Consider the following 17,176-nt stretch of genomic DNA (forward strand, 5'->3'; position numbering starts at 1 on the left):
ATAACTGCCCTTTTTTTATACCTGCTCATAAATAATTACCTGTTAATTCAGATACTCTCCATTTAATATGGAAGCTCGTTAAAAATCAGATAACTCCATCTTTTAGAGGTCTATATGAGTCAATTAACAACGCCTGTTAGCGTCGACGTAAAAACAGAGTATATTGAAAATCAATCCTCCCCTGATGAAGAGAAATATCTATTTAGCTACACTATTACCATCAGTAATCTTGGTGATGATGACGTCACACTAAAAAGTCGCCATTGGTGTATTACAGACTCCAATGGACAAAAAAGTGAAGTTCACGGTGCGGGCGTGGTAGGCCAAACTCCGACAATCAAGCCCAATAGCTCATATGAATATACCAGCGGCACCGTATTAGAAACCCCATTGGGTGTGATGGAAGGCAGTTATACCATGGTCGACAGCAGTGGCAATGAATTTACAGCCCCCATATCCGCCTTTCGTTTAGCCGTCCCAGGTTTACTTCATTAATCACAAAACATAAATAACAAAACATAAATAATGCATAGGTAAAAATGGCGAACTATTTTGTAGGTGATATCCAAGGCTGCTTTGACGAGTTAACGTTGCTACTCGAAAAGGTAGCCTTTAATCCATCAAAGGACTGCTTATGGACCGTAGGTGATCTCGTTGCTAGGGGGCCAGGTTCCCTTGAGACACTGCGTTTTTTTAAGTCCTTGTCTGGTTCAGCTAAAATTGTCCTCGGTAATCATGATCTTCATCTGCTGGCTATTCACGGAAAGTTAAAACGTGCTAACCCAAAAGATCATTTAACCGCTCTACTAGCAGCAGATGATATCGCTAATATTATCGACTGGCTGAGACTGCAGCCACTCTATCAAGACTGGCCTGAAAAGAACCTTATTATGACCCATGCGGGTGTGCCGCCTAACTGGGATCTGCACACCTTACGCACTCAAGCAGATCGAGTCAGCCTAACATTGCAATCTCCCAACTATCTAAATGATTTGATTAGTGAGATGTATACCAATTCAGTCGATGAGTTTAATTCAAATTTAACAGCGCTTGAACAACAGATCTATTGCATTAATGCACTCACCCGTATGCGTTACTTAAAAGCCGATGGCCGCTTAGATTTTGACTGTAAGTCACCACTACAAGATTGTAATCATGACTCCTTAGTCCCTTGGTTTAACCAACCTAGTCAGCTACCCACCGACTACACTGTGATTTTTGGCCACTGGGCTGCCATTATGGGGCAAACTCACCTCGCTAATAGGCAGGCACTAGATACTGGCTGTTGCTGGGGGGAGCACATGACACTTTGGCATATGGAGTCAAACCAGAAAATTACTCAAAACAAAATAAAAGCCGTTAAAAGAAGTTAAAAAAGAGTTAAACTATTGCAACATTTGGCCGATACAGTATACGAAATAGATGTCGGCCAGATGCTGAGACTTAGATAAAAATAATAATAATGGAGCTCATATGAAGTTAAATGTAGCCACTAGAGTGATAGGTGGGTTTACGGTAGTCACTTTACTGCTAATTGTACTTGGCGCAGCTTCTTGGTTTACTAACAACCAGTTAAAGACCAGTACTCAAGTCTTACAGGAGCTAAGTCTTCCTGCATTAAAAACCAGCAATCAGCTTTCTCAGACTCTTTCTCAACAAGAAAAACAAGTTTTGATGGCCTACCACAGCCAAAGTGCAGCGATGATCCCTACAATCAACGCTCAATTTACTACTGCCAGCCAGACCTTTGAGCGTGAGCTTAAAAAACTAACCGGCCTAGTCAGTAGCAATTCAGAATTAAATTCTGTTATTCGAAATCTTGATAATCAATACGCTAAATTCAATAGCATTAGTCATGAAATGATTACGACTCATGAAACTGCTTTAGTCACTACAAATAAAATTATCAGTAAATACGATGATATTGAGATAGCCGTCGATGATAGCGCCTCTTTATTACTCGACTTAATTGACCTAGAGATGAGTGAAGATGTTGTTGAGCAAGAGATAGCAGCCACAGCAAGTTCGCTCGAACTCAGTTTTAGCAGCATCGCCAGCACCAGTTTTGACTTGATGGGCAGCACTGAAAAAGCAAAATTCGACATCATTTCAAAAGAACTCGATTATATTGTTAGCGATACAAAGAGCAAAGTTGATTATGTTACTAACCACTGGGACGGCGTTGTCGATGCCGAACTTATTGACGAGCTTAATGCTGAAGCCAGTAACGTATTTAGCATGGTTAAAGGCAATAACTCCCTCACAGCGTTAAAGCAAAAAGAACTTGAGCTTAATCGTAATACAAGCCGTTTGCTTGCTGATGTTGAACAAGCAGCAGCTAACGTCAACAAGCAGATGAAAACCTTAACGGCTAACATCGAGACCATCTCTGCCGAGATCAGTCACGATGTCATTGCTAATATCGATAGCGCGAGTATGCGCACCGTTTTATTGATGCTAGTCGCTATTATCGTTGCAGTCGTTGTTAGTATCGCAGTCGTTCGCCCACTGACTCGCTCATTAGAGAAAGTCAATCATGCTCTAAATGTACTAGCATCAGGTGATTTAACCCACAAACTTGATGAATCAGGCCATGATGAATTCGCAAAACTGTCAGCCAACTGCAATAAACTCGTCGATAGCCTAAGAGAGCTGATCCAAGGCATTTTAGAGCGCTCAGATCAGCTTGCCGCTGCAGCAGAAGAGACTTCAGCAATTACAGCCCAAACCACTGTTGGCATTCAAGAACAGAAGAGCCAAGTTGATCAAGTTGCAACAGCGACGACTCAGCTAAGCTCAAGTGCTCAGCAGGTGACGGCCAGTGCTGATGAGGCGCTAAGCCAAATCAAAGCCGCCGATGATGAAAGCCAACATATGCGCCTGATTGCTGATGAAAATAAGCGTACCATTCTAGCGCTAGCCGATGAAGTGTCTAAAGCCAGCGTCGTCATCAACAAGGTGCATGCAGATAGTGCCTCTATTGGATCTATTCTCGATGTTATTCGAGGCATTGCAGAGCAAACAAACTTACTCGCGCTAAACGCTGCAATTGAAGCCGCTCGAGCCGGAGAGCAAGGTCGAGGCTTTGCCGTTGTTGCCGATGAGGTGCGTAGCCTTGCATCAAGAACTCAGGATTCTACCCAAGAGATCCAACAGATGATTGAGGTCCTGCAACAAGGAACCCAAGAAGCGGTAGCCGTAATGGATTTGGGGCGCACACAGGCTAACTCTTGCGTTGATAAGACTGAACAGGCTAATAATGCACTTGAAAGTATTAGCGATGCTGTACATCGCGCTCACGACTCAGGAACACATATTGCTCATGCTGCGCAAGAGCAAAACTTAGTGAGTCAGCAAGTATCCGAGAAACTAGAGCATATTGCGGCGATTTCAGAGGAAACGTCGACTGGAGCCGACCAAACAGCCCAGTCAAGCCATCAAGTGGCCCAACTCGCAGAAGAACTGCAGGCTTCTGTTAAAGAGTTCAGAGTCTAATTTATACCCATTGCATTAAGTATCTGTTCATTCAGTGGGAAGCGCTATATTTGCAGCGCAATATTGACCGAGCTTAAGCAACAGATATAAATAAGCTCAATCAAGCTTAAAAATAAAAAGAGGCGCTAAGTTTAGCGCCTCTTTTTTGTTTTCTACCTGGTAAGTTCACTCGCTACAGACAAAAAAATACAGGGATAAGCCCAGTATTTTTTATTACATTGATTTCACGGTTTAACCACCTGCGATACGCTCTTTAATCGCTGCGGTTATCTCACTGCCACTGTGACCGTTACTTTCTGCCCAAGCAACAATTGTACTTCCATCACTTTCAGCAGAGCCTAAGTCAGCTGCAGGTAAGCGCTTTGCCACAAAGGTACCCACTTTATTTGAACCACTTTTCAGCGCTACTCTTAGCAGGCTATCACCATTACAAGATACGCCACTATAAATGTTGCGAAGCTTAACACGACTCTCTTTAAGCTTTTTACGTAGGCGATTTTTATCATCAGCCTGAACATAATTACAGATATTCGCGGTCAACTGGTCTTGGTTAGCAAGTGCAGTTGAAGGTACAGAAATTAAAGATGCAGCAATCAGTGTAGCGAGGCTCAGAGGCAACAAGCGCATCGGACACTCCTTATTTTTAGTTTTTATTTATTATTAGTAAAGTAGCGCTAACTAGTAGGCTTTCTTTATCGTTATACAGGGTACTAAACAACCCCTTAAATTTAACATTTTTTTACCAACTTGATAAAGCTATATTCAAGCTGTTTATCATTTTTCGCTACATCTCGAGAGACTTCTTGCCAGCTACCATCATTCCACTCAGGAAAGAAGGTATCACCCTCGACAGTTAATGCAATTTCAGTGAGATACAAGATATCTGCTTGAGCCAGTAACATTTCATATAGCTGGCCTCCCCCTATCACAACAAGCTCCGCACAGTCTCCTGCGGCAAGTTTAGCCTGCTCAAAACTCGTGACGGTTGTCACCCCTTCAATAACGAGATCTGCTTGACGGCTAATGACAATATTATGTCGTCCGGGCAATGGGCGCCCTATCGACTCATACGTCTTTCGCCCCATGACGACAGGCTTGCCCAAGGTCATGGCCTTAAAGTGGCGTAAATCTTCAGGAAGGTGCCATGGCATTTGGTTATCTTTACCAATGACGCGATTATTTGCCATTGCGGCAATCATAGCTATTTTCATGAAACTTCCTTTTATTTTTATATTGTCAGATACAGTATGTTTAGCTTACCTAAGCGTTAATGATTGAACACGTATTAGCTAAGAACGAATAACTATCGAATGAAAGATTCTAGTTACTTAATGACTGGACGCGAACGGAAATAGAGCAGACTCGGCATCGCAAGCCCCACAGAGAGTGCGCCTAAGATAAACACCGTTTTAAGGCCGTTACTGACAACTTGGTAAATCAGCTCAGGGCTCATATCGGCTTGCGCTGTTAGCTGCACCAAACCTATTACGGTATTAAATGCATAGGTGCCTGGGATCATAGGAATAATTGCAGCTACAGCATACATTAATGGCGGCGCTAAATGCTTTCTAGCAAACGCTATCGTTATAACGCCGACCAAAGCTGCGGCTAAAAATGTCGCCCACTCGATAGGCAAACCAAAGCTTAACCACATGGTACGGCTACCATGTCCCATTGCTGCCGCGATTGCACAGTAAGGTAAAAATCGACGCGGTACATTAAATACCATAGCAAAACCAATGGCTGGAATAGCAGAAAAAATGGCGTCATTGAGCATGGTTAATAATAATGAGATCACAGGAATAATCCTCCAATCTGCATTGCGATAGTAATGCCTATAACCGACGCTACCGTAAGCAAAGTGGCCTGTCCCCAGCGAGAGATCCCCACATTGAGGTGACCTTTAACCATATCCGATATGGCGTTAATCATTGGGAAACCAGGCACGAGCATTAATACACTTGCCGCCATAGGCAACTTAGGGGTATCAGTCAGGTCAAATTGATATCCCGTTTGTGCTATTAGCGTCGTCACGAAGGCAGTCACACTAAAGTTAAGCAGTAAATTATAATGACGTTTAGCAATTGACAATCTGACAAACATACCCGCTGCCGAGGCGAAAAAGGTAATCAAACAGGCCGTTAAATCACCACCAAATAAGTGGCAAAAACTTGCACATGATAAACCAATCATGGGCACGACATATTTAGCGGGGTAGGTTTTTGGTTGGATCCGGCCAACACGCTTACGTACTTCCGTTAGGCCATAAATGCCTTTTTCGGTGAGTAAACAGATACGTTGGAGTTCGCAAACTACGGTCATATTAATGCCATGTTCGCGAATGCGCCGCGTCGTTGTGATACAACGGCCGACGGCCAAGCTGGTAAGTACTAACGAGTTGGAAGAGATGGATATCTCAACGCTTTCTAAACCTAAGGCATGGCCTAAGCGCTGAGTGATCTCTTCAACAAGTTCAGATTCAGCGCCATAAGCTAGCAGAAGTTGAGCAACCCTAACGACTTGACGAGTAATGTCATTTTGCGTTGTAGCGTACACCTTTTCTCAACTTCCTCTTATGCGAATAATTATCTTTGGTAGATAATCTCTACATCGTAGTCATCTTCATCAAAGTCGTCATCGAAATCATCGTCAAAATCTTCATTGACTGATTCGTTAGCGTTCTGATGATAGTTATCCCACTTGAACTCGACTTCGGCATCGGCATCAACTTCTTCTTCAGGAGGAAGTGAAGCAATAAAGTCTAGTAGTTTAAGGGCTAACTCAGCAGTACCTTCACGGTTATAAGCTGAAATCGTATAGATATCGCCATCCCACTCAAGTTCTTTAACGATATGGTCGATTCGCTCTTGTAGCTCTTCTTCCAACATCAAATCTGCTTTGTTAATCACTAACCAGCGCGGCTTACCCGCAAGCTTTGGAGAGTGCTTTTCAAGCTCACCTACGATAGCACGAGCCGATTCAACTGGATCGCTACCATCAATTGGCTCAACATCTAGAATATGCAGCAATACACGACAACGCTCTAAGTGCTTCAAGAATTGAACACCAAGACCTGCGCCATCAGCAGCACCTTCAATAAGACCTGGAATATCGGCGATTACAAAGCTTTGACCCGGTCTAGGGTTAACAACACCTAAGTTAGGAACCAAAGTTGTAAACGGATAGTCAGCCACTTTCGGCTTAGCCTTAGACACTGAGCGAATAAAGGTCGACTTACCTGCGTTAGGCATACCTAACAAGCCTACGTCTGCTAACAATAACAGCTCCAGCTTAAGGCTACGCACTTCACCGTCGGTACCTAACGTCTTCTGCCTTGGCGCACGGTTAGTACTACTCTTGAAACGAGTATTACCTAGACCATGGAAACCACCTTTAGCCACAAGCAATTTTTGCCCGTGAGTGGTTAAGTCACCCAGTGACTCCTCAGTATCGTTATCGATAGCGCGAGTACCTACAGGCACTTTAAGGATCAAGTCTTCACCGCCGTGACCGGTACAATCACGTCCACGACCATTCTTACCGCGCTCGGCAATATGGAAGCGTTCAAACTGAAAAGTGATCAGTGTGTTAAGGTTCTCATCGGCTTGTAGATAAACACTACCACCGTCGCCACCATCACCACCATCAGGACCACCATCAGGAACATATTTTTCACGTCTAAAGCTAACGCAACCACTGCCACCATTTCCGGCTTCTACACGGATAATAGCTTCATCGACAAACTTCATACCAACTCCTGGCACCACAGAATGAAAGAATTATACTCTTAACGATTCTAGTCGCCAAAACACAATTTACTTAATTTTGAAAAAACAAAGCCCCACCAATGGCGGGGCTTAATATTAATTATTAGCTGAGCTAAGAATTAATCTTCGATGCTGATGAACTTACGGTTCTGTGGACCTTTAACTTCAAACTTCACTTTACCATCGGTAAGTGCGAATAAAGTGTGGTCACGACCGATACCAACATTAACACCAGCGTGGAATTTAGTACCACGTTGACGAACGATGATGTTACCAGCTAGAACTGATTCACCGCCGAAGCGCTTTACACCAAGACGTTTACTTTCTGAATCGCGGCCGTTACGAGTAGAACCGCCAGCTTTTTTATGTGCCATGAGTTATTCTCCTAATTAAGCGTTGATAGCTGTAATTTTAACTTCGGTGAACCATTGACGATGGCCCATCTTCTTATCGTGGTGCTTACGACGACGGAACTTAACAATAGTTACCTTCTCCGCACGGCCGTGGCTGATAACTTCAGCAACAACCTTTCCACCTTCAACTAAAGGTGCACCTACGTGTACAGTTTCACCATCAGCAACCAAAAGAACTTGGTCAAATTCGATAGTTTCGCCTGTAGCGACTTCTAATTTCTCTAAACGAACTGTATGGCCGGCTTCAACGCGATGTTGCTTGCCGCCACTTTGAAAAACAGCGTACATAGCTATTTTACTCCGATATTTCTAACACGCCGCTCAAAACATATTTGTTTGATGCAGGGGTGCTATAAAAGCTTTAATGACAATGGTCGCGGAGTTTACGCTAAGAACAGGCTGCTGACAAGCCTTAATTAACTTAGAATAAAAAAAGACCCAAATAACTCTCACATTCATCTACAACTACTGTCTTGTACCGTAAATTTAGGTAGAATCCAATTATTATAACATTAAGCCTTAATTGAGCTGCAATGTTACTCAGCAGCCAACAAGAACTAGAGCCTACTTATGGATTTAAACGCCATTCGTCAATTGACTGATAGCGATATGCAAGCTGTCAATCAACTGATCTATAAACAACTAGAGTCAGATGTTGCCCTAATTAATCAACTTGGGTTCTACATTATTAACGGTGGCGGTAAACGCTTGCGACCTCTGCTATCTATTCTAGCAGCTCGCGCCATTGACTATAAAGGTGAATCTCACCTTAAATTAGCAGCCATTATCGAATTCATTCACACCGCGTCACTTTTACATGATGATGTTGTTGACGAGTCGATGTTGCGACGCGGCAGAAAAACTGCCAACGCCCTATTCGGTAATAGCGCTAGTGTATTAGTCGGTGACTTCTTATATACCCGCTCGTTCCAAATGATGACGGAACTCAAGTGCCTAGACGTGCTAGAGATCCTCGCTGACGCAACAAACGTGCTCGCGGAAGGTGAAGTCCTACAATTGATGAATTGTAATGACCCTGACACCACAGAAGACAGCTACATGCGCGTCATCTATTGCAAGACAGCCAAGCTATTTGAAGCCGCTACTCGCCTTGCAGGTTTGCTCGCAGACAGCCCTATTGAGGTGCAAACCGCACTGGCTGAATACGGTAAGTATTTAGGTACAGCATTCCAGTTAACCGACGATCTTCTCGATTACACAGCAGAAACAGAAGAGCTAGGTAAAAACATCGGTGACGACTTAGCTGAGGGTAAGCCTACACTGCCGCTTATTTTTGCTATGGCAAATGGTAACGACACTGAAAAGACGCTTATCCGTGAAGCTATCGAGAAAGGTGACGGAACTGAGCATATCGAGGTGATCCTTGCCGCACTTAAAAACTGTGGTGCATTGGAGTACACAGAGAAGCGCGCTATCGAGGAGTCTGACAAGGCCATTGCAGCACTGGCCATCATTCCAGAGTCCGATTATAAAGAAGCGCTCATCTCGCTTGCGAGAATAGCAACTCAACGCAGTAACTAAGAGCGAAGTAACTAAGAGCGAAGTAACTAATTATTCTCTTTAAATTAGCACCTTGATGCCATTGAGAAACAAAAAAGGAGCCTAAGGCTCCTTTTTTATTATGACCCACAAGAGGTCAGTCATCGTTTATTTAACGAATTCGATACCCAGCACAATATCAGCCTTTAGTGTATCTAGCATAGCGTCACGAGCATTCGCTTCAAATGCGCTTACATCGCCATAAGCAAGGACTTGCTCAACACCGTTCTTACCAAGTACAACAGGTTGTGCAAAGAACTCAGTATGCTCACTGCCGCCATCAACATAGGCGCATTCAATCACATTTGCTTCACCTTGAAGACCACGAACAAGTGATAAGCCGAAACGACATGCAGCTTGCCCCATAGATAGGGTTGCGCTACCGCCACCCGCTTTAGCTTCAACAACTTCCGTACCCGCATTCTGGATACGTGTCGTTAATGCTGCAACTTCTGCATCGGTAAAGCTTACGCCTTCAATTTGTGACAGCAGCGGAAGAATCGTCACTCCACTGTGCCCACCGATAACATTAACTTTAACGTCTGCAACGTTTAAGCCTTTTGCTTCAGCAACGAACGTTTCTGAACGGATAACATCCAACGTTGTAACACCGAACAAACGGTTCTTGTCGTAAACACCCGCTTTTTTCAATACTTCAGCAGCAATGGCTACGGTTGTATTTACAGGGTTTGTAATGATACCGATTAATGCCGTAGGGCAAGTCGCGGCACATTTTTCAACTAGATTACGAACTATACCTGCATTGATGTTAAATAGATCTGAACGATCCATACCCGGCTTACGAGCAACACCCGCAGAGATAAGTACAACATCAGCACCTTCTAGTGCAGCAGTAGGATCTTCACCAGCGAAACCTTTTACTTCTACCGCAGTAGGGATGTGGCTTAAGTCAACCGCAACACCTGGCGTAACAGGGGCAATATCATAAAGCGACAATTTTGAACCCGCAGGTAATTGAGTTTTTAACAGTAGGGCAAGCGCCTGGCCAATACCACCAGCAGCACCAAGTACAGCAACTTTCATAATGATCTCCGTCAATTCTCAGATTTTTGTGATTTAGATCCACCTTTCCAATGCCGCAACAGTACTGGATTCACAAAAAAAATTCAATTATCCCTTAGTCGTGTTGAATATAATCTAGAACGCTAATGTAAGATGGTAAATGAGTAAAGTGAGTGTACATCAGCGATACAGAGCTAAAACCATAATAAATTAGCATAACAAAATTTAGAATAATCATTCTAACTTAAGTTGAATCATTGAGTCTAACTGGGTTTATTAATGAATTTTTATTCAAAAAAACGAATACCAATTGACAAAAACGGCGAAAATATTCATGATAAAGCAGATTTTTTTGAATAAAGAATAATAATATATGCAAGCTAGTAAAAGCCCAGATGATTTAGTTAAGACGTTCAAATCTATTTTAAAAGAGGAGCGTTTTGGCTCTCAAAGTGAAATTGTTATCGCCCTTCAAGCAGAAGGCTTTAGCAATATAAACCAATCTAAAGTTTCTCGTATGCTAAGTAAGTTTGGCGCGGTTAGAACCCGTAACGCAAAGCAAGAGATGGTATACTGCCTTCCTGCAGAGCTTGGCGTTCCTACTGCCGGAAGCCCGCTTAAAAACCTGGTACTGGATGTTGACCATAACCAAGCCATGATTGTTGTCAGAACTAGCCCTGGTGCAGCGCAATTAATCGCGCGTCTGCTCGACTCAATAGGTAAGCCTGAGGGTATTTTGGGGACTATTGCTGGTGATGATACGATTTTCATCTGTCCATCTAGTATCCATAGCATTGAAGACACGCTAGAGACAGTTAAGTCACTGTTTAATTATGCTGATTAATTACGCCGACTAAACATAAAGCGACGATTTTTTTAAATGCTGTACCCTCAGGGCTACAGCATTTTTTGTTTGTTGCATAATCAGCCTCCATCACTCGACCGTTTACCTAGGCTCTGCACCGTAACCCAATCATTTAGCTTAATGCCCCCTGTATGAAACACTATGTTTTATACAATATATTGAATAGCAGCTTCTCTCTCGAGCAATAATCGTTATAATCCTCAATGACAGTACTGTTAGTCGAGGGCAAATAATGAATAAAAGTAAAATAATAAATATCAACGATATATGCTGGGAATCTTGGCAGCATGAAGATCAGTATGCCAGCGAGCAAAAGCACATTGGCGATACCGCCGGTGGAGAAAAAATTGGCGTGACCATGGAACGCTTAGCGCCAGGTAAGTCCTCAGCTGTTGCCCATTACCATACAAAAGAAGAAGAGCATATCTACGCGATGCATGGCGAAGCGACGCTATACATTGACGGCGAGCCTCACCCTTTTAGTCAGGGAGAATATATCTGCTTTAACGCTGACACGGGTGTGTCTCATAAACTCGTCAATCATAGTGAGCAAGAGTTTGTTTTTCTGGTCGTTGGTAACCGAGACATACATGACGTAGTTGTATACCCAGAAAATAACAAGGTGCTAGTAAAATCTGTCAACGAAGTTTACGCCAAACGCCCCACCAATTATTGGGATAAAGACGAAGCTTAGCGCGAATAATTCACTTTGTTACGCCCAATAAAAAACGCACTTTACTGTGCGTTTTTTATGAGTCAGTAAAACCTTGCGAATTAGCCCGCTGTAATCATAAAGTCTAATGATGGCGCAAAGAATGACGAACCAGTTAATGCTTGAGTAAAATGCATTAAATGGTCATGGTTGCCTTCACTATCGCCATGCACCATGCTCTCTAGCATCTTTTCGAAATTAACTGAATTGCGGCAAGTAGAGATAAACATCAAGCCTTGCTCTTTAACTGAACCATAAGGCATGCTTTGCCTTAAGATCTCCATAGACTTACCTTCACTGTCTTTCAGGTTAACACGCTTAATGTGGCTCGTAAGCGGTTTATCAGCCGATGCATACTCGATATTGTCCGCTTTAGTACGCCCAATAACATCTTCTTGCTTCTTGACTGGCAGACGGTTCCACTTACTTAAGTTATGGGCAAACTTTTGTACATGAATATAACTTCCGCCTTTAAAACGGCTGTCTTCCTCGCCGATTAATGCAACTTCCTGACGACTACGTCCTTTAGGGTTCTCGGTGCCATCAACAAAGCCGCTCAAATCACGAGAGTCCATGAATCTAAAGCCACGCTCTTCATCAATGAGTTCAACTAAGCCTTCAAACATTTGATTAACTTCGTTAGCCACCAAGTGCAGAATATCAAAACGATCACAACGGATATGCACAAATAAATCATACTCGATAGCCGGTGCATCTCGATTACCTCGATTCATCGCAGGGAAAGGTTTTAGCTCTTCTGGTCGAGCATGGGGGTATAAGGTGTCCCAATAATTAGCACCAATGGCAACAAAACCATTAAAGGCACTATCAGAATATTGATCTGCTAATTCATAAATATACTGAGCCACATTCGCCACACAAGGGCGCATGTCAGACTCAACACTATCATTAGCATTAAACATTAAGTAGACACTGTGCAAGTTTCCTTCTGCACAAACTCCAAGCTGTTCACGAGGCATAACCTGACTATCCATTATTATAAGTAACCCTTAGCATAATTAATTTTCGGCAACATTATGGACAACTTTAGTGATTAATATCATTAACTGACGCACAATAACTAAAATCAATAGTCAATTCCTTGAACTAACTACAACTTAAGCAAGCAAGAAAATCTACTTTGCTCACATTATCTCACATGTAAAATAACTAAAACGCGTCTGTAAGCGGTGATGGCTTAACGATTAAGCGACTAGGACTGAGTGATTAAACTCTTTTAACTAGAACAAAACCAAACTATGGTTCTGACACGCTATAGCGACCCGCTGGCCAAGTACTAAGTCTCGCTGCGGACTGTGGATCTCTATGACAGTTTCATCGACCTGAACTTGATATTGGCAGATATTTCCTAAAAAGCGTCGCTCAATCACTTCGCCAACACCGTTAGCATCCGCTTTCAATAATAAGTGCTGAGGCCTTAGCAGCACTTCAGCCGTGGAACCGACTGGCAGCTTAAGTAAACTTTCACTCACGATTTCACCAATGCTAGTGGCAATGCAATAGTCACTAATGACTTCAGCCTTAAGGTAATTCCCCGCTCCTAGAAAATCTGCGACATATTTATCTGATGGCGCTAAATATAAGCCTTCGGCATCACCACACTGCACGATTTCACCGTGATTAAATAGCGCTAGCTTATCTGCAAATACAAACGCTTCATCTTTACTGTGTGTCACGAAAACCGCACTAACATTATGCTTTTTCAAAATATCGCGGATCTCGAGCATCATTTCACGGCGTACTTTGGCATCAATATTTGAAAACGGTTCATCGAGCAATAACACTTCAGGCTTATAAGCCAGCGCTCTTGCGATTGAGACCCTTTGTTGTTGACCACCCGATAACTCATGGGGGTAACGTTTCGCCAATCCTTCGAGTTTGACTAACGCTAACATCTCTTCTAAACGTGATCGCCTGACTGCTTTATCACGAGTTCGTAAACCAAAAAGAATATTATCAGCCACAGTTAAATGAGGAAAAAGCGCATAATCCTGAAAAATCATCCCAACGCCTCGCTGCTCGCTAGGAATAAAACAATCATCGGATGCCACGACTTTATTATTAATGATTATCTGGCCATGAGTAATCGCCTGAAGCCCCGCAATTGCGCGCAACAAAGTGGTTTTACCACAGCCGCTTGGACCAAGTAACGCGACAATCTCACCTTTCTCAACGGTTAAATCTAGGCCCTTTAAAACGACTTGCCCCTGGTAGTCGCTAACAACCTGTTGTACTTGTAATGTGGCCATATTAATTATCATGCTCCAAGGAACGATTTAGGTAGATAAGCGGAATAAGACCGACTAATACAATGACAATCGCAGCCAGTGCCCCGTGCTCTAGCTGCTCATCAGATACAAACTGAAAAACATAGGTGGCTAAGTTTTCAAAACCTATCGGCCTTAGCAATAACGCTGCAGGCAACTCCTTCATACATTCGATAAATACCAGCAATAAGCCAGCAAAAATACCTTTTCTCAGAAGAGGAATATGCACCTGTCGTAAAAGTCCTAATGGCTTAAGGCCCATAGTGATCCCCGCCATATCCAGTGAGGGGGAGATCCGTTTATAACTGTTTTCTATACTGCCGATAGCAATTGCGGCAAAGCGAATACAAAAAGCGCACACAATAATAAAGCTGCTGCCCGTTAAGATGAGCCCTGGGCCCTCAAAGCCAAAGTATTCGGCTATATCATTGATTGCAAAATCGAGTTGGGTAAAAGGTACTAAGATCCCAATGGCTAACACGGTACCTGGCAGAGCATAGCCCGTTGATGCTAAGCGAGAAGGAAGAATATCGGCCCGCCTAGGGCTAACCCTACGAATGAACATCAACACAATACCAATAGCCACACAGATGCAGCTCACCACCACCGCTATCCATAAGCTATTAAAGCTATATTCAAAGAACTCTTGATTCCAGCTTTCGGCAAAATAGCCATAGGCATACTGCACTAATATAATAAAAGGCAGTAAAAAAGCGACAAAGAGTAAGGCTGCGCAGTAACTCATTGCAGCCAGAGCTTTCAGCCCGGTCAGAGGATAGATATCGAGTTCGCCTGGCGTTGATTGTTTCTGAAACAACTTTTGTTTTCGCCTCGCGAAACGCTCAAAACCCACCATGGCAAAAATCACTAATAACATAATGGTTGAAAGCTTTGCAGCCGCTGCTAAGCTGCCATATTCAAACCAGGTATCGTAAACAGCCGTAGTCAATGTTGGCACGGCAAAATAGCTTACGGTGGCAAAATCTGCCGCTGTTTCCATAGCAACCAATGCCGCACCAACAGCCAATGCTGGACGCGTCATAGGTAAACTTAAACGCCAGAAGCTTTTCCAAGGCCCACAGCCCATCACTCTTGTTGCTTGACTTAAACTAGCGGATTGCTCCATAAAAGCCGTTCGTGCCAGTAAGTAGATATACGGAAACAACACGAGCGACAACATAATGGCAGCGCCGCCCAATGAGCGTACCTCTGGAAAGTAATAGTCTTGAGGTGTTTGCCAACCAAAAAATGTGCGCAAGCCGCGCTGCACAGGGCCAGCATAATCAAATAAGTCGGTATAAACATAGGCCACGACATAAGCTGGCATGGCTAAAGGCAGCAGTAACGCCCACTGAAAAATTCGACGCCCAGGGAAATGACATTTAGCCACCAGCCATGCGGCTGGGACCGCGATGATAAGTGAGCCAATAACGACCCAAAACATCAGCCACAGGCTATTACTGATGTAGGTGGGTAATACAGTATCAAATAGATGGGTAAATACAGAACCATCAGGCAAGAATGATTGACCGATAAGTGCAATAAGTGGCATAACAATCAATAGTGCCAAGGTATAACTTGCTACAGACCAGCCCTTGGCTAAGCCTAAAACCATAATCTTTACTACCTACATATAACGTGAAAAATTTTAGCCAAAAATAAGAAAACCTATCTCGATAGATAGGTTCAATGGTATTTCAATTGTTGGAACTAACACACTGCGAATATGACTATATACACACTTAGCAGGCTTTTCTAGAAGACTTAATCTAGAGGCTTGATCTAGAGGCTTAATCCAGAGAGCTTAATCAAGTAGAGTTGCTCTAGAGAGTTAGCCTAGAGGCTTTAACCTATCTGATTAACCTCAATAATTGAGTTTACGCCGAATATGTTAGCCCAACCTTAAATATTTTCACCATCAATTACAGATCGAACTTCACTTCATCAAGCAACTTAATCGCTGCGCCATGATATTCAGCTAATTTGTAGATAGGTAAATCATCAGCTTTAAACGTTCCCCAAGAAGCTACTATCTTAGATGGTGCGACGTTGGCTTTAACTGGATATTCAAAGTTCACTTCAGCGTAAGTGTGCTGGGCTTTATCACCAGATAAGAACTCCATCAACTTAAGTGCAGTTTGTTTATTTTTGGAATATTTCGCCAGCGCCATACCCGAAACGTTAATGTGGGAGCCATAATTGTCTTGATTAGGGAAGTTAATCTCTATGGCATCAGCCCAAGCTTTTTGCTTAGGATCTTGTAACATCTTACCTAAGTAGTAACTGTTACCAATCGCGAGATCACACATACCTTCGCTTACCGCTTTAACTTGTGCGCGATCATTTCCCTGTGGCTTTCTGGCTAAATTGGCCTTCCACCCCTCTAACCAGGTTTTTGTTTCTTGCTCACCGTGATGTGCAATCATTGAAGCCACAAGAGAAACGTTATATGGGTGTTTACCACTACGCGTACAAATTTTACCTTTATATTTAGGATCCGCTAAATCTTCGTAGTTGATATCAAGTTTGCCGAGCCTGTCTTTAGAGCTATAAATATTACGCACTCGCATTGTGAGCGCATACCACTCATCATCTGGTGAACGGTATTTTGCAGGGATATTCTGTTTTAAGGTATCGCTGTTTGCTGGAGCAACTAAATCTTTTTCTACTAACTCCATCAAACGGTAAAAGTCAGATGTCAGCACTATGTCGGCTTTAGATAAACGCCCTTCACGCATCATACGTTCAGCAATACCCTTCTTTGAGAAAACCACGTCAACTTTAACGCCAGTCTCTTTAGTAAAGTCAGCCAATATGGGGTCAATAAGAAAAGCTTGGCGATAGGAATATACCGTCAGTCTTTCAGATGCATTTGCTATTGATGCAATACATGCAAGCCCCATAACAGCAAGACTCTTTACTATTTTCATTACGCTTCTCCCTTCAAGTGCTACCCTGCGACCACCAACTGATAGTGATAACAATTCTCAATTGCGTTAATGGTAATCAAATTGGTAAGAAACAGCAAGTCATTGTGAGCGATTTAAACAAAC

18 protein-coding genes are annotated in these 17,176 nt (G+C 43.0%); 6 read left to right on the top strand and 12 right to left on the bottom strand.

From position 1 onward, the window contains the following. Positions 1–114 precede the first annotated feature (114 nt). The 3 genes from apaG to ACVBIO_RS01545 all read left to right on the top strand — a co-directional run bounded on the left by apaG (position 115) and on the right by ACVBIO_RS01545 (position 3,495). Complete coding sequence (gene apaG / locus ACVBIO_RS01535; RefSeq protein ID WP_447160256.1) at positions 115–495, top strand: Co2+/Mg2+ efflux protein ApaG; 381 nt, start codon at positions 115–117, stop codon at positions 493–495. A gap of 44 nt (positions 496–539) precedes the next feature. Continuing rightward, positions 540–1,373, top strand: a complete 834-nt coding sequence (locus ACVBIO_RS01540; protein WP_447160255.1) for a symmetrical bis(5'-nucleosyl)-tetraphosphatase — start codon at positions 540–542, stop codon at positions 1,371–1,373. Between the two features lie 100 nt (positions 1,374–1,473). Beyond that, on the top strand, positions 1,474–3,495 hold the full coding sequence (locus tag ACVBIO_RS01545; protein ID WP_447160254.1) for a methyl-accepting chemotaxis protein: 2,022 nt from the start codon (positions 1,474–1,476) through the stop codon (positions 3,493–3,495). A 231-nt stretch (positions 3,496–3,726) separates the two neighbouring features. On the opposite strand, the gene ACVBIO_RS01550 is transcribed toward ACVBIO_RS01545, so the two are convergent. The 7 genes from ACVBIO_RS01550 to rplU all read right to left on the bottom strand — a co-directional run bounded on the left by ACVBIO_RS01550 (position 3,727) and on the right by rplU (position 7,963). Next, a complete protein-coding gene (locus ACVBIO_RS01550) occupies positions 3,727–4,122 on the bottom strand; it encodes a DUF3718 domain-containing protein (RefSeq protein WP_447160253.1) in 396 nt (131 codons plus the stop codon). Between the two features lie 101 nt (positions 4,123–4,223). Next, positions 4,224–4,706, bottom strand: coding sequence for a type 3 dihydrofolate reductase (folA, locus tag ACVBIO_RS01555; protein ID WP_447160252.1), 483 nt, complete (start codon positions 4,704–4,706; stop codon positions 4,224–4,226). A gap of 113 nt (positions 4,707–4,819) precedes the next feature. After that, entirely contained in the window at positions 4,820–5,293 is a 474-nt protein-coding gene (locus tag ACVBIO_RS01560; RefSeq protein WP_447160251.1) for a threonine/serine exporter family protein, read from the bottom strand. Continuing rightward, complete coding sequence (locus ACVBIO_RS01565; RefSeq protein WP_447160250.1) at positions 5,290–6,051, bottom strand: threonine/serine exporter family protein; 762 nt, start codon at positions 6,049–6,051, stop codon at positions 5,290–5,292. The genes ACVBIO_RS01560 and ACVBIO_RS01565 overlap by 4 nt, the downstream gene beginning before the upstream one ends. Before the next feature lie 29 nt (positions 6,052–6,080). Next, entirely contained in the window at positions 6,081–7,244 is a 1,164-nt protein-coding gene (cgtA, locus tag ACVBIO_RS01570) for an Obg family GTPase CgtA (protein WP_447160249.1), read from the bottom strand. Positions 7,245–7,381: 137 nt separating this feature from the next. Then, positions 7,382–7,636: a 50S ribosomal protein L27 gene (rpmA, locus tag ACVBIO_RS01575; RefSeq protein ID WP_012154114.1), complete on the bottom strand. Its 255-nt coding sequence runs from the start codon at positions 7,634–7,636 to the stop codon at positions 7,382–7,384. Positions 7,637–7,651: 15 nt separating this feature from the next. After that, positions 7,652–7,963: a 50S ribosomal protein L21 gene (gene rplU / locus ACVBIO_RS01580; RefSeq protein WP_028765847.1), complete on the bottom strand. Its 312-nt coding sequence runs from the start codon at positions 7,961–7,963 to the stop codon at positions 7,652–7,654. A gap of 282 nt (positions 7,964–8,245) precedes the next feature. Between rplU and ispB the strand changes: the two genes are divergently transcribed. Further along, positions 8,246–9,217: an octaprenyl diphosphate synthase gene (gene ispB, locus ACVBIO_RS01585; protein ID WP_447160248.1), complete on the top strand. Its 972-nt coding sequence runs from the start codon at positions 8,246–8,248 to the stop codon at positions 9,215–9,217. 126 nt (positions 9,218–9,343) lie between these two features. Here ispB and mdh read toward each other — a convergent pair whose 3' ends face one another. After that, entirely contained in the window at positions 9,344–10,279 is a 936-nt protein-coding gene (gene mdh / locus ACVBIO_RS01590) for a malate dehydrogenase (RefSeq protein ID WP_447163214.1), read from the bottom strand. Positions 10,280–10,631: 352 nt separating this feature from the next. On the opposite strand from mdh, the gene argR reads away from it, so the two are divergent. Together argR and ACVBIO_RS01600 are read left to right on the top strand one after the other, a co-directional pair. Further along, a complete protein-coding gene (gene argR, locus ACVBIO_RS01595; protein ID WP_439267726.1) occupies positions 10,632–11,102 on the top strand; it encodes a transcriptional regulator ArgR in 471 nt (156 codons plus the stop codon). 253 nt (positions 11,103–11,355) lie between these two features. Continuing rightward, positions 11,356–11,817, top strand: a complete 462-nt coding sequence (locus tag ACVBIO_RS01600; protein WP_447160246.1) for a cupin domain-containing protein — start codon at positions 11,356–11,358, stop codon at positions 11,815–11,817. An 80-nt stretch (positions 11,818–11,897) separates the two neighbouring features. On the opposite strand, the gene ACVBIO_RS01605 is transcribed toward ACVBIO_RS01600, so the two are convergent. The 4 genes from ACVBIO_RS01605 to ACVBIO_RS01620 all read right to left on the bottom strand — a co-directional run bounded on the left by ACVBIO_RS01605 (position 11,898) and on the right by ACVBIO_RS01620 (position 17,053). Further along, positions 11,898–12,830, bottom strand: coding sequence for a Dyp-type peroxidase (locus ACVBIO_RS01605; protein WP_447160245.1), 933 nt, complete (start codon positions 12,828–12,830; stop codon positions 11,898–11,900). Between the two features lie 246 nt (positions 12,831–13,076). After that, positions 13,077–14,105, bottom strand: a complete 1,029-nt coding sequence (locus tag ACVBIO_RS01610; RefSeq protein ID WP_447160244.1) for an ABC transporter ATP-binding protein — start codon at positions 14,103–14,105, stop codon at positions 13,077–13,079. A gap of 1 nt (position 14,106) precedes the next feature. Continuing rightward, complete coding sequence (locus ACVBIO_RS01615) at positions 14,107–15,738, bottom strand: ABC transporter permease (RefSeq protein ID WP_447160243.1); 1,632 nt, start codon at positions 15,736–15,738, stop codon at positions 14,107–14,109. Positions 15,739–16,045: 307 nt separating this feature from the next. After that, positions 16,046–17,053 carry a Fe(3+) ABC transporter substrate-binding protein gene (locus ACVBIO_RS01620; protein ID WP_447160242.1) on the bottom strand — a complete coding sequence of 336 codons (1,008 nt, stop codon included), beginning with the start codon at positions 17,051–17,053 and terminating at the stop codon, positions 16,046–16,048. Positions 17,054–17,176: the final 123 nt, after the last annotated feature.

It is taken from the genome of Shewanella sp. 0m-8 (assembly GCF_052977265.1).